Consider the following 13,549-nt stretch of genomic DNA (forward strand, 5'->3'; position numbering starts at 1 on the left):
TCCTCGACGCTGCCGCCGATGAAGATGACGTTGTAAGGGCCCTTGGCGGCCTGCCCTTGCGGCAGCGGCCCGGTGACGACTGTGACGTTCTGGCAGCCAAGGCTGGAAAGCGTGGATTTGGCGGCCTCCGCCAGCGCGGGATCGCTCTCCAGCGCCACCACGGACCGCGCCAGCCTGGACAGCAATGCGGCGGAGTAGCCGGTGCCGCAACCGACATCGAGCACCGAATCGCTCGCGTCGATCTCGGCCAGCTGCAAAAGCTTGGCGAGCGGCGACGGCTCCATCAGATAGCGCGCGCCGCCGCCATTGGCGCCGTTGGAAATGCGGATGTCCTCGTCGATATAGGCCAGATCCTGCTGTCCGGCGCCGACAAAGGCCTCGCGCGGAACGGTCAGCATCGCTTCGATGAGCGGCGCGCTGGTGACATCGGTGGTGCGGATCTGGCCGTCGACCATCTTCACGCGGCGTTCGGAGAAATCAGCGCTCATGTCCCAACAATCCGCTCCCCGCGCCAGACACGCGGCTAAAACTTCGACTGGAACCCCGCTCCGGCGCGATTGCGCTGGAGTCCGCAAGCATCTGGAGGCCTCGCCCGGAATCGAACCGGGGTGCAAGGATTTGCAGTCCTCTGCGTAACCACTCCGCCACGAGGCCTCGCAATGCTCCCGGCGTTCCGAGCGAACTCATTATGTTGGCGCTCAAAGGTCGTCAAGCGCCCGCGCGTCATTCCCGACGCTTTCGCATGGAGCGGCCAAAGTGGTGATTACCAATCGGTTGTCGGGGGTGCGGCATCGCCGCGGCGCAGCCGCAACAGCCTCTCAGTCGGGCCGGCGCCGGCGCTCCCACCACACGATGAAACGCCGCCGGTGGCGCCGGATCATGGCGAATTCATAGGACAGAACCAGGAGCCCGAGCGGAACCATCCAGAAACCGAGAATCGGCAGAAAGCCCAAGAGTCCGCCAAGGGTAAGCAGTATGCCGATCGCGATTCGCCAGCCGCGCGAGCGCGGCATGGTGAACTCGCGGCCGAAAACCGAAATCTTGCGCGCCGGGGTGCTGTCGTCGTCAGCTGCCGTCATCCAAAATCAAATCCCATCCGCGGTCCATGCCATGTCAATGCGATAGCCGGCCGCTTTGTTTCGCGCCGATGTGAAGCCCTTCATATGTGTGCGCGCCGAAACGATGCCACATATAGCCGCATTAAAAACTGGAGAAAAATTGCGAATTGCTGCTTTGCAAAGCGGAAAGGTGTTTGCTATAGGCTGCGCCACTCACGTCAGAGCCTCCGTTCCCCGGTAGCTCAGTGGTAGAGCAACCGGCTGTTAACCGGTTGGTCGCTGGTTCGAATCCGGCCCGGGGAGCCAAGTTTTCCAATAGCTTAGTTCGGTTCGTTCCTGCCAAGCAGCTTTCAGAGCCCGTTCAGGACAGCATTGGGGGCAACAGCGCTATGTTCGCCGGGCTTTCTGCCGATGTTTGGTTCCCAGTCGTCACACTAGTGGTCGGTTCGATTTTGGCCGGCCTCTTTTAAGATTACGGTGACAGTGCACTCTTTTCCTCTCCGGCTCACGGCCTACCTCGCTGCCGCCCGCATGTGTGGCGTCCAGCTCTTGCACTGCTCTACTGTCACCACGGAAGACAGAACAAGGGTAACGACGTTAGGCCCAACGGAGTCGGGCACTCAGTCCAAATTGCCGGTTTTCATCACGCCAAATAACGTCTTGCTGGGAAAAGGCAGGGGCACATGGCGGGAAAACGGGCGATTGCAGTCAAAGATTGGTCGTGCGCCATGAGCGACGAGATTGGCCGCGTGGTCTTGGCCATAAACTCGACCGAAGGTGAAACGACCTATGTTCTCATGACGATCTTCCAGGCGGCAAAGATGGCCCAGGAGCTACGGTCGCCGAAGATGGTCCCCCGATACGACATGTAGCCATCTCCGGCGAAGACACTGCGCAGCACATGGGTGGGGAAATCGGAACCGGCGGCCGGTGCCCCGCATGGCGCCCCGTTGAGGCGGCCTCATTTCTTCCCACTGTTCCGCCCCCTTGCAGCCGGCTACATTAGCTCCTGCTGCGCTAGGCCGCGACCGGGGGATGGCTTGGGGAAATACGAGGGCGCCAATCAGGCCGATAGTTGGCGAAAACGGATGAGACAAGGTCGCCGCTGGCGCCTGTCCGCAAACATGGTGATTTGGACGTTGATCGTGCTTGCGATGACAGTCTCGATCGCGCTGATAGCGAATAAAGCTGGTTGGCTCGGCTAATCGAAGAAAAAGAGCCCAGACAACCGCCACCCCCCCCCGCATGGGCCAGATTCCCTTACCCATTGCACCGGCGAATTTTGCTTTGCGGCCTGGCCGCCCTGCCTTAGCTTCCCCTCGAAACAACTCGCCGACAAGCCGATAGCCGGACCTTTATGCCGTGCCTCTGAAAGCCACCGCCCATATCGAGGCCATGTCCGCTTTCGCGCTGGCGAATTTCGGCGGTTACGACCGGCCGACGCTGGCGCAGAACGAGAGCGCCTTCCCGCCAAGCCCCAAGGCGATGGAGGCCGGCCGCGACGCCGTGGCGCGCAGCCATCTCTATCCGGACCCGGACTGGACCTTGCTGCGCGACGCGATCGCCAGGGCCTATGGGGTCGAGCGGGAGCTTATCCTGTGCGGCGCGGGCTCGATGGAGCTGATCGCCTGCACCGTGGCGGCCTTCGCCGGTCCCGGCGCGGACGTGCTCGGCACGGACTATGCCTATAATTTTGCCGCCTCGGCGGCCGCGCGTGTCGGGGCGACCTATGTCAAGGCGCAGGAGCGCGGCTTTGAGGTCTCGATCGACGCCATCCTGGCGGCGCTCACGCCGGCGACCCGCATCGTCTTCGTCTGCAATCCGGGCAACCCGACCGGCAGGCGCATCCATAACGCGGAGCTGCTGCGTCTGCGCGCGGCGCTTCCAGGCGACGTTCTCCTGATGATCGACCAGGCCTATGGCGAATTCGACGACCAGGATCCGCAAGCCGTCTTCGCGCTGGCCGGGCGCGGCGACACCGTCGTCCTGCGCAGTCTGTCCAAGGCCTACGGCCTGGCCGGCGCGCGCGTCGGCTGGGGCTTGTTCGCGCCCCAGATCGCCGCCGAAGTGCGCAAGATGCAGAATTCCAACCAGGTCTCGACGGTCAGCCTCGCCGTGGCCGTCGCGGCCCTCGAGGACCAGGCCCATATGCGCGCGACGGTGGCGAACACGTCGGACATTCGCGACCGCTTCGCGCAAGGTTTGCGGGCGGCCGGATACGAGGTTCCCGAGAGCCGGACGAATTTCGTGCTGGTGCGCTTTGCCGACGCCGCGGCAGCGACAGCGGCCGACAATGCTATGCGCGGCGCCGACATTATCGTGCGCGGCCTCGCCGGTTACGGCCTCACCGATTGCCTGCGCATCACCGTCGGGCCGCAGGATGTCATGGATCGCACGTTGCGTATCCTGACCGCCCTGCGCGGCCGGCAATGCTGGTAAGGGCTCCATCCGAGGGGATTTCATGACGTCAGACGCGCCGTACCTGCCCGCCCGCGATTTCATCGGCTATGGCGAGCGGCCTCCGCAGGCCGAGTGGCCGGGTGGCGCGAAGCTGGCGCTCAACATCGTCGTCAATTACGAGGAAGGTGCCGAATACTCGATCGGCGAAGGCGACGGCGTCTCCGAAACGATCCTGTCCGACCTTGCCGTGTCGCCGGCCGTGCCTGGCTTGCGCAACCGCAACATGGAATCGCTTTACGAATACGGCTCGCGCGTCGGCGTCTGGCGGCTGATCTCGCTGTTCCGGGACAAGAGCGTCACCCCGACCTTCTACATTGTCGGACGCGCGCTGGAGCTCAATCCGGCCGCCGGCAAGGCGATCGCCGCGCTCGGCAGCGATATCGTCTGCCATGGCTGGCGCTGGATCGACTACGCGCCGCTCACCGAAGAGGAAGAGCGCCAGCATATCGCCATGACGGTGGATACGGTCCGCAAGGTCACGGGCATCGATCCGGCGGGCTGGTACACCGGCCGGCCAAGCCTCAACACGAGGCGGCTGGTCGCCGAGCATGGCGGCTTCCTGTTCGACTGCGACGACTACAATGACGACCTGCCCTATTTCGTCGATGTCGGCGCCAAGCGGCACCTCGTCATGCCGCACTCTTTCGACAACAACGACAGCCGTTTTTCGCGCGGTTCAGGCCTGGAGACGGGCAGCCAGTTCTTCGACTATGTCAGCGACGGCGTCGACTGGCTGCTGAAGGAAGGCCAGAAGACCCCGCGCATGATGACGGTGTCGCTGCATTGCCGGCTGGCGGCGCGTCCCGGTCGCATGATCGGGCTGGAACGCTTCCTCGACAAGGTCATGTCCCATCCCGACATCTGGGTCTGCCGGCGTTCCGACCTCGCCCGCCACTGGCTGGACCGGTTCGGCGGCTAAGCCGGCGGCCGGCGCCGTCAGTTCCCCCCGAAGACAGGCCCTTACGACCGCAGCCGCTTGCCTTCCGGATCGAAGGGCGGATACGCGAGCAGCACGGCATCGTGCGGCCTGCCTAGAATGGCGACGGTCACCTTGTCGCCGGCCTTGGCGGTTCCGGCCTTGACGTAGCCCATCGCCAGCGACTGCTCGACGAAATAGCCATAGGCGCCCGAAGACACCTGGCCGATCGGCGTGCCGTCGGGCAGGAAGATCGGCTCGCCGCCGGTCGCATCGGCATCCTTGGCCGCGACGGAAAGCATGATGAGCTCGTCCCGCGCGGGCTTCTCGGCGACGGCGAGATAGGCCTCACGGTTGAGGAATTGCTTGTCCGTCTTGATCAACCTGTCGAGCTTCACCTCCTGCGGCCAGTATTCGGGCGAGTATTCGCGGCTCCAGCTGCCGTAACCCTTCTCGACGCGCAGCGACATCAGCGCCCGCGAGCCGACCGGTCCGGCGCCAACCTCCGCGCCCGCTTTAAGCAGCGCGCGGTAGAGCTCGACCTGGTCGGCTGCATGGCAATGCAGCTCCCAGCCAAGATCGCCGGTGAAGGAGACCCTCAGCGCCACCACATCGACGCCGGCGACGGTGATCTGGCGCGAGCGCATGAACGGGAAGGCCTCGTTCGACAGATCGTCATTGGTCAGCCGCTGCAGCAGCTCGCGCGATTTCGGCCCGGCGACGTTGAAGCCGCCGAGATCCTCGGTGCGCGAGCGGAAGGTCGTGCCTGCCGGCAGCGGCACGGATTTGAAGAAGCGCTGATGAAAACGCTCGGCCATGCCCGAGCCGATCACCATGAACTCGTCATCCGCCAGCCTGGTCACGGTGAAGTCGCCGGCGATGCCGCCGCGCTTGCCGATCAGCGGCGTGAGGCAGGAGTTGCCGACCTTGGTCGGCATGCGGTTGGCGAAGAGAGCGTTCAGCCAGGCTTCCGCGTCCGGCCCCTTCACCTCGTATTTGGCGAAATTGGAGATGTCGATGATGCCGGCGTTTTCGCGCAGCATGCGCGCTTCGCGGCCGACCGGCCCCCACCAGTTCTGGCGCGTGAAGCCGACCGTCTCCTCGCGCGGCTCGCCTGCCGCGGCGAACCACAGCGGGTGCTCCCAGCCGAAATTGAGGCCGAACACGGCGCCCATCTCCTTCTGCATCTCATAGACCGGCCGGGTCCGCACCGGGCGGCCGGCGGCGCGCTCCTCGTTCGGGAAATGGATCTTGAAACGGTGGCTGTACTGATCCTGCACGCGGGCCTTGGTGAAGGCCTTGCCGGCCCAATGGCCGAAGCGCGCCATGTCCCAGCCGAACATGTCGAGCGTCGGCTCGCCCTCGATCATCCATTCGGCGGCGAGCTTGCCCATGCCGCCCGACTGCGAGAAGCCGGGGATGATGCCGTTGCAGCAGAAATAATTGCTGAGCTCAGGCGCCGGCCCGAACAGCACGGCGCTGTCGGGCGACCAGATCATCGGCCCGTTGATCACCTTCTTGACGCCCGCGGCCGCGACCGCCGGAACGCGCTGGATGGCGCGCATCATGTTCTCTTCGATGCGGTCGAGGTCGTCGGGGAACAGCTCGTGGCCGAAATCCATCGGCGTGCCGTCCTCGGCCCAGAATTTCATGTTGCGCTCGTAGGCGCCGATGAGGAGGCCGAGGCCTTCCTGACGCAGGTAATATTCGCCGTCGCGATCGGCGACCGACGGCAGGCGCCGGCCCATCGCGGCGATTTCGGGAATGGTCTCGGTGACGAAATACTGATGCTCGGTCGGGATCAGCGGCAGTTGCAGCCCGGCCATCGCCGCGACCTCCCTGCCCCACAGCCCGGCCGCGTTGACCACCCATTGCGTGCGGATGTCGCCCTTCGGCGTGCGCACGATCCAGCTGCCGTCGGCTTGAGCCTCGGTTGCGGTGACCGGCGTGAAGCGATGGATCTCGGCGCCGCGCTGGCGCGCGCCCGCTGCATAGGCCGCCGTCACGCCCGACGGATCGACATTGCCGCCCTCCGGCTCATACATGATACAGCGTATGCCGTCGAAATCGACCAGCGGATGCAGCCGCTCCGCCTCGTCGCGGCCGACCTCGTAGAAATTCATCTTGTAGCGCCGCGCCTTGGCTTCCTGGAGTCTCAGCTGATGCTCGCGCGCCTCCGTCTGGGCGAGATAGAGCGAGCCCGGCTGGAAGATGCCGCAACCCTGGCCGGTCTCGGCCTCCAGCTCCTTGTAGAGCGCCATCGTATAATGCTGCAGCCGGCTGATATTGGTGGAATCATGCAGGCCGTGGATGTTGGCGGCCGCGTGCCATGTCGAGCCGGAGGTCAGCTCGCTGCGCTCCAGGAGGACGACATCCGTCCAGCCGAACTTGGCGAGATGATAGAGGATCGAGCAGCCGATCAGACCACCGCCGATGACAACGGCTTGTGCATGAGTACGCATGGTGAGGTTTCTTCCCTTTGTTCGGCGACTTTGTCCGCGCTTTCTCGCAGCGCTTTGGGATTTCATTTAGCTGACTGATCGATCCCAGTCGCCGGTGAATTCAGGGGCGCAAGATGCGCCCCTGAATATTGCGTCGATCCGTCCGGTCTAGGCCTTGTCCAGCCAGACCTTGTCCAGCTGCAGCTCGAAGGTCTGGTGCATGCCGAGATTCTTCACATAGGTGGCGTGGTGACGGTAGAGCGAGCGCCAGAACGCCTGGACCAGAATGCCGGAGTCCTGCAGGATGAACTCCACGTCCTTCATCAGCTCCTTGCGCTTGGCGGGGTCGGCGATGGCCATCGCCTCGTTGAGCTTCTTGTCGAAGTCCGGATTGGCATAGCCGGACTCGTTCCACGCCTCGCCGCTGCGATAGGCGATCGCCAGCACCTGGACGCCCAGCGGCCGCATGCCCCAGTCGGTGGTCGACCACGGATATTTCGTCCAGTCATTCCAGAAGGACGAGCCCGGGATGATGGTGCGCTTGACCTTGAATCCGGCGTCGCGCATCTGCGCGGCGACGACGTCGGCCGGGTCCTTCACATAGTCTGCATCGTAGGAGATGAGCTCAAACTCGTGATCCGTCTGGCCGGCCTCGGCCATCAGCGCCTTTGCCTTGGCCAGGTCGCGCGGGACTTTCGGCAGCTCGTAATATTCCGGATGGATCGGGCAGACGTGATGGTTCTCGGCGACCTGGCCCAAGCCGCTATAGCCGAGCTTCAGCACCGTCTCGTTGTCGACAGCGAGCTGGATGGCGTTGCGCACACGTTTGTCGTCATAGGGCTTGTTGGTCACGTTGGTGCGCAGCACGATCGTGCCGGCGGTGACCACCTGCTCCTTGACCAGGCCCATGCTGTCATAGAGATCGACCGTGCCGCCGACGGTCTGGTAGTTGCAGTCGATCTCGCCGGCCTCGAAGGCGCTACCGATGGCCGGGTTGGATGCATCCGATCCGTAATCGACCCAGTCGACGCCGTCGAGATAGGGCTCGCCGCCGAACCAGGTGAAGTCCTTGCGCCGCCGGACCGAGGCCGACTCGCCGACCTTGTAGGAGATCAGCTCATACGGGCCGGTGCCCGGCGTCTTCAGCATATTGGCGCCGTTCTTGTCGAAGTCGCGATGGACGATGACCGCCGGATAGTCGGAGAAGCCCGGAATGATGGTGACGTCGGACTGGTTGCATTTGAGCTTCACCGTATGGTCGTCGACCTTGGTGATGGCGCCCTTGGTCGCCTTTTTCGTGGCGGCATCGATCAGCGAGCCCATGCGCCCGGCCATAGAATTGCCTTCGGCCGCCTTATCGCACCAGCGCTCGATGTTGTAGACGATGTCGTCGGCGTTGAAGTCGTCGCCGTTCGACCATTTCACGCCCTTGCGCAGATGCAGCGTGTATTCGGTGGCGTCGTCGCTCACCTCCCAGCTCTCGACCAGATGGCCCTCGAAGGTGAAGTCGGTGGTGTAGCGGATCATGTAATCGTTGCACTGGCGCATGACATTGGCGATTTCCGACCAATCCCAGGCGCGCGGATCCTTCATGTCCTTGATGATCATCTGCATCTTCAGGATGCCGCCCTTCTTGCCGGGCACGGGTGCGGCGGCCTTGGCCGGCTCCATCCCTGCCATCGAGTAGGCCAGCGCCGTGGAAGCGCCCATCACGCTCGCCATGGCCAGGAATTCGCGGCGATCCATCCGGCCGCCTTTGACTTCGGCTGCGTAGCTTTCGATGACCGCCGGGACGCGGTCACCGTTGCTCTTGAACATTGTCATCGTTGTTCTCCGGTTCAGGGCTTTCCGCCCGTTACATTCCCCTTGCGGCTCAGCATGTTAGGGGCGATGCAAAAATCCCGGAAGGGCTCGACCCTTCACAAACCGCAGAAAACCGGCCTTAAAGGCCTAAAAAAACAATGCCATTGTCCTGTCAAATTTTTGAGGCTGAAACGGACACTATGGCCGCGCGGCGTCTTCCCTGGCCCTGGACAAGATCCATTCCCTGACCGTGCGGGCAATGTTTCCCTTCGAAAGCTGGCTTTCGGTGAGATAGTAATTCCAGGGACTTGGCGGCCGCACCGGAAACGGCTCGACGAGCAGGCCGCGGCGCATATAGGCATGCGCGAGCGAGCGCTGCGTGGCGACGAGGCCGGCGCCCATAGCGGCGAGTTCGAGCGCGATGTTGGAGGCGTTCGTCGACAGCCCCTTGTCGTGGTCTTCCAGGTCGACGCCAAGCGCCTCGGTCACCACCTGCCAGTATTCCTGGCGGCCATGCACGAAGATCCAGTCCACCTTGAGCATGTCCTGAGGCGTCTTGAGCGCATGCTCGCCCTCGAGCATGCCGGGAGCGCAGAGCAGCACGAGTTCGTCGTTCCAGAGCGGGGTCGCCGACGGCGGCCTGTCGTCGAAACGCCGCGTCGAGATGGTGATGTCGGCAATCTGCTCGCTCAAGTCCTCCCAGATCGTGCCGTGCAGCACGATCTCGATCTCGGGATGCTTCTTGCGGAAGGCTGCCATGCAACCCGCCAGCCAGTTCTCCGCAAGGCTCATCGGGCAGGATACGACCACCGTGCGGTTGCGCGAGGATGCGACGATCGCCTCGGTCGCCTGGTCGATCTGGTCGAGCGCCTGGCGCAAGGTCGGCAGGAATGCCTCCCCCATCTCGGTCAGCTTCAGGCTGCGTGGGTAACGGATGAACAGCTGCCGGCCGATATAATGCTCGAGCGCGCGCACATGCGTGCTGACCGCGGCTTGTGTGTAGCCCAGTTCCTTGGCCGCCGTGGTGAAGCTCAAATGACGGGCAGAGCTCTCGAACGAGCGGATATAGTTCAAGGGGGGCGGCGGCTTCATTCCGGTCTCCTGCTGCGTAGTCGCATAGCTATCGCATGGGCGGACGGCCATTCAATCGCAGACAAGCGACATGGCATCAATATTTTTGGCCAAAGCCGCCAAACTAATCACGTGCCTGCGCGATGAACCCAATTTATTGATGTTGTGGAGAGACAGGGGAGATAAGCGCGTGGCTGTGCCGTCATACCGGCGTGAGGGGCCTGTCGTCAGTTCCGATACGTTCACGCGGCTGGCCGATTTCGTGCTGCGGCGCCCCGCCTCCGTCTTCCCCCAGCCGGTGCTGGAACAGGCGCGCTACCTCCTGCTCGACACGCTCGGCATCGCCATCGCGGCCGGGCCGATGGAAGCGGGCCGGATCGCCCGCGACGCCGCCGTCCTGCTCTACGCCTCCAGCGACCCGCAATACTCGGCCCGCATGCTGTTCGACGGGCGGCGCGCCAGCATCGCCGGCGCGGCCTACGCCGTCGCCACGCAGACCGACAACCTCGACGGCCACGACGGCTACAGCCCGACCAAGGGCCATATCGGCGTCGCGGTGGTGCCGGCGCTTGCCGCGCTCGCGGAAGCGAGGCCCGACCTCACCGGACCGGAAGCGCTGGCGTCCCTGGTGATCGGCTACGAAGTCGCCGGCCGGGCTGGCATCGCCTTGCATGCCACGGTGAGCGACTACCATACCTCGGGCGCCTGGAACGCCTTGGGAGTGGCGGCGATCGCGGCACGCCTGCGGCGGCTCGACGAAACGCAATTGCGCGAGGCGCTCGGCATTGCCGAGTATCATGGACCGCGCAGCCAGATGATGCGCGAGATCGCCACCCCGACCATGCTGCATGACGGCTCCGGCCCCGGCGCCCTCATCGGCCTTTCCGCCGCGGTGCTCGCCGAACGCGGCTTCACCGGCGCGCCGGCGATCACAGTCGAGGCGCCGGACGTCGCGACGCATTGGCAGGATCTCGGCGTCTTCTGGCAGTCGCTGCATCAATATGTGAAGCCCTACCCGATCTGCCGCTGGGCGCATGCGGCGATCGATGCCGTGCGCGGACTTTGCCTGGCGCACAACCTTGCCCCGTCCGACATCGCCCATGTCCAGGTCAACAGCTTCCACTATGCCGCCACGCTGTTCGACGGCATGCCGGACACGACGTCCAAGGCGCAGTACAGCCTGCGCTTCGCTGTCGCGACCTTCATCCTTCACCGGCGCATCGGGCTTGAGCATATTTCCGGCGCCGGGCTCGCCGACGCCGCAGTTGCGGACATGCTCACCCGCATCACGGTCAGCGAAACCGAGCGCCACAGCGCGCGCTTCCCGGCCGGCCGCTGGGCCGACGTGGTCGTCACGACGACCGACGGACGCGTGCTGATGTCGGGGGACGTGCATGCGCGCGGCGGCCCGGAAGCGCCGATGACCAGGCAGGACGTCGAGGCCAAATACATAGAGTTCGCCGCGCCCGTGCTCGGATCCGGCCGCGCTGCTGCGATCCGCGACGCCGTGCTCTCGCTCGACGATCGCGACAGCCGCTTCTCCGATCTCTCGGCGCTGCTCTACGATCCTCCCAAGGCTTTGAGCTGAGCGCGCAATGCCCCTCAGGCTTCTGAAATACGGTCTCAGTCGGGACTATCCGGTCAGCGGCGACATCCCCGCAACGCCCGAGCTGAAGCCGGCCTACGACGTCGTCATCATCGGCGGCGGCGGGCATGGGCTGTCCTGCGCGCATCATCTTGCCAAGTATCACGGCATAAAGAGCGTCGCGGTGCTGGAGAAAGGCTACCTCGCCGGCGGCAACACGGCGCGCAACACCACCACCATCCGCTCCAATTACATCACGCCGGAAGGCATCGCCTTCTACAAGGAAGGCGTCGAGCTGTTCGAGCGCCTGTCGCAAGAGCTAGACTTCAACGTCATGTTCTCGCAGCGCGGCCAGCTCACGCTGGCGCATAGCGAGGCGACGATGCGCAGCTTCCACATGCGCGCCGAAATGGGCAAGCACATGGGCACGCGCACCGAGGTCGTCGACCAGAAGGGCGTCGAGGAGCTCTGTCCGCTTCTGAATATGGATTATGGCGGCCCGCTCGAAATCCTCGGCGGGCTCTGGCATGCCGACGGCGGCACGGCGCGCCACGATGCCGTCGCCTGGGGCTACGCCGCCCAGGCGTCGCGGCGCGGCGTCGAGATCCACCAGCGCACCGAGGTGCAGGGCTTCGACGTGGTCGGCGACCGCGTCCAAGCGGTCAAGACGAACCGGGGCCGCGTCGCCTGCGGCCAGGTGCTGATCGCCACCGGCGGCATGAACTACGACGTGGCGCTGATGGCCGGCGTCGAGCTTCCCATCCGCTGTTATCCGCTGCAGGCGATGGTGACCCAGCCCTTGAAACCCTGGCTCGACACGCTGGTCTCGTCGGTGTCGCTGCACACCTATCTCGTCCAGTCCTCGCGCGGCGAGGTTGTCATCGGCGGCGGCTCCGATCCCTATCAGCTTTATTCGACGCGCTCGACGCTCGACATGAAGGAGCATCTTGCCGAAGGCGCCGTCCACCTCTTCCCCTTCCTGCAAGGCGTGCGGCTGCTGAGGCAATGGGCCGGCATCACCGACATGACGCCGGACTACAGCCCGATCATGGGCGCAAGCCCGCTCGCCAATCTCTGGCTCGACTGCGGCTGGGGTACCTGGGGTTTCAAGGCGACGCCGGTCGCGGGAAAGCGCATGGCGCAGGCGATCGCCGAAGGCCGCGTGCCTGATATTCTGAAACCCTTTGCATTGGAGCGGTTCGAAACCTTCCGGCTGCTCAATGAAATGGGCGCGACCGCCGCGAGCCACTAGCCATGAAACTTCTCACCTGCCCCATGAACGGCCCGCGCAACATCGACGAGTTCCAGTCCTTCGGGCCGGTGCGCGCCAGGCCGGATCCGAACACAACCGCCGATAGGGACTGGTCGCGCCATCTGTTCCGCGCCGAGAACCGCAAAGGCATCGTCATCGAATGGTGGCGGCACGTGCCGAGCAACTATTTCTTCCTGGCCGAGCGCGATTTGGTCAGCAACGAGATCATCCGCACCTTCGACGCGTCCGAACTGCCGGAGCGCGCATGAACCGGCTGCCCGCCCCCTTCGGAAGCCGGATCGATCGGAGCCGCCCTGTCCGTTTCACCTTCGAGGGCAAGCCTTTTGAAGGCTACGAGGGCGACAGCATCGCCAGCGCGCTCGCAGCCTCCGGCCAATGGGTGCTGTCGCGCTCGTTCAAATATCACCGTCCGCGCGGCATCCTGTCGATGACCGGGGCCGACGCCAACGCGCTGGTGCAATTGCCGTCCGAACCGAACGCCGCCGCCGAGCGCACGCCGATCGGCGAAGGGCTGCGGGTCAGCGCCCAGAACGTCAACGGCTCGCTCGAGCGAGACCGCGATGCCGTCATGGACAGGTTCGGCCGCTTCCTGCCGGTCGGCTTCTACTACCGCACCTTCATGGGTCCGCGCCGCGACAGCTGGCTGAAATTCTGGGAGCCGATGATTCGCCGCAAGGCGGGCCTGGGCGTGGTCGACACCAAGGCTCCGCACCGGCAGTTCGACAAGACGCATCTGCATTGCGACGTGCTGGTCGTCGGCGCCGGACCGGCGGGATTGAGCGCCGCGATCGACGCCGCCGAGGCCGGCGCCGATGTGGTGCTGTGCGACGAAAATCCCGAGATCGGCGGTTCGCTGAGCTACGGCCGCTACGGTCCGGCGGTGCTTTCCGGCCTGTCATCGCGGCTGGACGCGCTGCCCAATCTCAAGGTGCTGACCGGCAC

The 13,549-nt window shown here is 64.6% G+C and carries 12 protein-coding genes and 2 tRNA genes; 8 read left to right on the forward strand and 6 right to left on the reverse strand.

Features of this window, described 5'->3' with window-relative positions:
* From EOD07_RS05790 to EOD07_RS05800, 3 genes are all read right to left on the reverse strand, one after another.
* A partial coding sequence (locus tag EOD07_RS05790; RefSeq protein WP_164772081.1) for a protein-L-isoaspartate O-methyltransferase occupies positions 1-488 on the reverse strand: 488 nt, incomplete at its 3' end.
* Between the two features lie 92 nt (positions 489-580).
* Positions 581-654: transfer RNA gene (locus EOD07_RS05795), tRNA-Cys, on the reverse strand.
* A 164-nt stretch (positions 655-818) separates the two neighbouring features.
* Entirely contained in the window at positions 819-1,079 is a 261-nt protein-coding gene (locus tag EOD07_RS05800; protein WP_127234321.1) for a hypothetical protein, read from the reverse strand.
* Between the two features lie 210 nt (positions 1,080-1,289).
* Between EOD07_RS05800 and EOD07_RS05805 the strand changes: the two genes are divergently transcribed.
* From EOD07_RS05805 to EOD07_RS05820, 4 genes are all read left to right on the forward strand, one after another.
* Positions 1,290-1,364 (forward strand) — tRNA-Asn (locus EOD07_RS05805).
* 377 nt (positions 1,365-1,741) lie between these two features.
* Positions 1,742-1,930, forward strand: coding sequence for a hypothetical protein (locus tag EOD07_RS05810; RefSeq protein ID WP_116390031.1), 189 nt, complete (start codon positions 1,742-1,744; stop codon positions 1,928-1,930).
* 490 nt (positions 1,931-2,420) lie between these two features.
* Positions 2,421-3,497, forward strand: coding sequence for a histidinol-phosphate transaminase (locus EOD07_RS05815; RefSeq protein ID WP_245469878.1), 1,077 nt, complete (start codon positions 2,421-2,423; stop codon positions 3,495-3,497).
* A gap of 22 nt (positions 3,498-3,519) precedes the next feature.
* A complete protein-coding gene (locus EOD07_RS05820; RefSeq protein ID WP_127234322.1) occupies positions 3,520-4,437 on the forward strand; it encodes an allantoinase PuuE in 918 nt (305 codons plus the stop codon).
* A 41-nt stretch (positions 4,438-4,478) separates the two neighbouring features.
* Here EOD07_RS05820 and EOD07_RS05825 read toward each other — a convergent pair whose 3' ends face one another.
* The 3 genes from EOD07_RS05825 to EOD07_RS05835 form a co-directional block, all read right to left on the reverse strand.
* Positions 4,479-6,896, reverse strand: coding sequence for an FAD-dependent oxidoreductase (locus tag EOD07_RS05825; RefSeq protein WP_127234323.1), 2,418 nt, complete (start codon positions 6,894-6,896; stop codon positions 4,479-4,481).
* 147 nt (positions 6,897-7,043) lie between these two features.
* Positions 7,044-8,699, reverse strand: coding sequence for an ABC transporter substrate-binding protein (locus EOD07_RS05830; RefSeq protein ID WP_041007401.1), 1,656 nt, complete (start codon positions 8,697-8,699; stop codon positions 7,044-7,046).
* A gap of 177 nt (positions 8,700-8,876) precedes the next feature.
* Positions 8,877-9,770, reverse strand: coding sequence for a LysR substrate-binding domain-containing protein (locus EOD07_RS05835; protein WP_127234324.1), 894 nt, complete (start codon positions 9,768-9,770; stop codon positions 8,877-8,879).
* A 169-nt stretch (positions 9,771-9,939) separates the two neighbouring features.
* Here EOD07_RS05835 and EOD07_RS05840 point away from each other — a divergent pair, with 169 nt between their 5' ends.
* From EOD07_RS05840 to EOD07_RS05855, 4 genes are all read left to right on the forward strand, one after another.
* On the forward strand, positions 9,940-11,337 hold the full coding sequence (locus tag EOD07_RS05840) for an MmgE/PrpD family protein (RefSeq protein WP_245469880.1): 1,398 nt from the start codon (positions 9,940-9,942) through the stop codon (positions 11,335-11,337).
* 7 nt (positions 11,338-11,344) lie between these two features.
* Complete coding sequence (locus tag EOD07_RS05845; RefSeq protein WP_127234325.1) at positions 11,345-12,586, forward strand: FAD-dependent oxidoreductase; 1,242 nt, start codon at positions 11,345-11,347, stop codon at positions 12,584-12,586.
* A 2-nt stretch (positions 12,587-12,588) separates the two neighbouring features.
* Positions 12,589-12,855, forward strand: coding sequence for a sarcosine oxidase subunit delta (locus EOD07_RS05850; RefSeq protein ID WP_127234326.1), 267 nt, complete (start codon positions 12,589-12,591; stop codon positions 12,853-12,855).
* The coding region (locus EOD07_RS05855) for an FAD-dependent oxidoreductase (RefSeq protein WP_127234327.1) at positions 12,852-13,549 on the forward strand (698 nt) is incomplete at its 3' end. The genes EOD07_RS05850 and EOD07_RS05855, both read left to right, overlap by 4 nt.

This window comes from Mesorhizobium sp. M2C.T.Ca.TU.002.02.1.1, assembly GCF_003997225.1.

Coding starts and splice junctions, on each gene's coding strand:
- EOD07_RS05800 (WP_127234321.1), bottom strand. CDS start 1,079: ATGACGGCAGCTGACGACGACAGCACCCCGGCGCGCAAGATTTCGGTT.
- EOD07_RS05810 (WP_116390031.1), top strand. CDS start 1,742: ATGGCGGGAAAACGGGCGATTGCAGTCAAAGATTGGTCGTGCGCCATG.
- EOD07_RS05820 (WP_127234322.1), top strand. CDS start 3,520: ATGACGTCAGACGCGCCGTACCTGCCCGCCCGCGATTTCATCGGCTAT.
- EOD07_RS05825 (WP_127234323.1), bottom strand. CDS start 6,896: ATGCGTACTCATGCACAAGCCGTTGTCATCGGCGGTGGTCTGATCGGC.
- EOD07_RS05830 (WP_041007401.1), bottom strand. CDS start 8,699: ATGACAATGTTCAAGAGCAACGGTGACCGCGTCCCGGCGGTCATCGAA.
- EOD07_RS05835 (WP_127234324.1), bottom strand. CDS start 9,770: ATGAAGCCGCCGCCCCCCTTGAACTATATCCGCTCGTTCGAGAGCTCT.
- EOD07_RS05845 (WP_127234325.1), top strand. CDS start 11,345: ATGCCCCTCAGGCTTCTGAAATACGGTCTCAGTCGGGACTATCCGGTC.
- EOD07_RS05850 (WP_127234326.1), top strand. CDS start 12,589: ATGAAACTTCTCACCTGCCCCATGAACGGCCCGCGCAACATCGACGAG.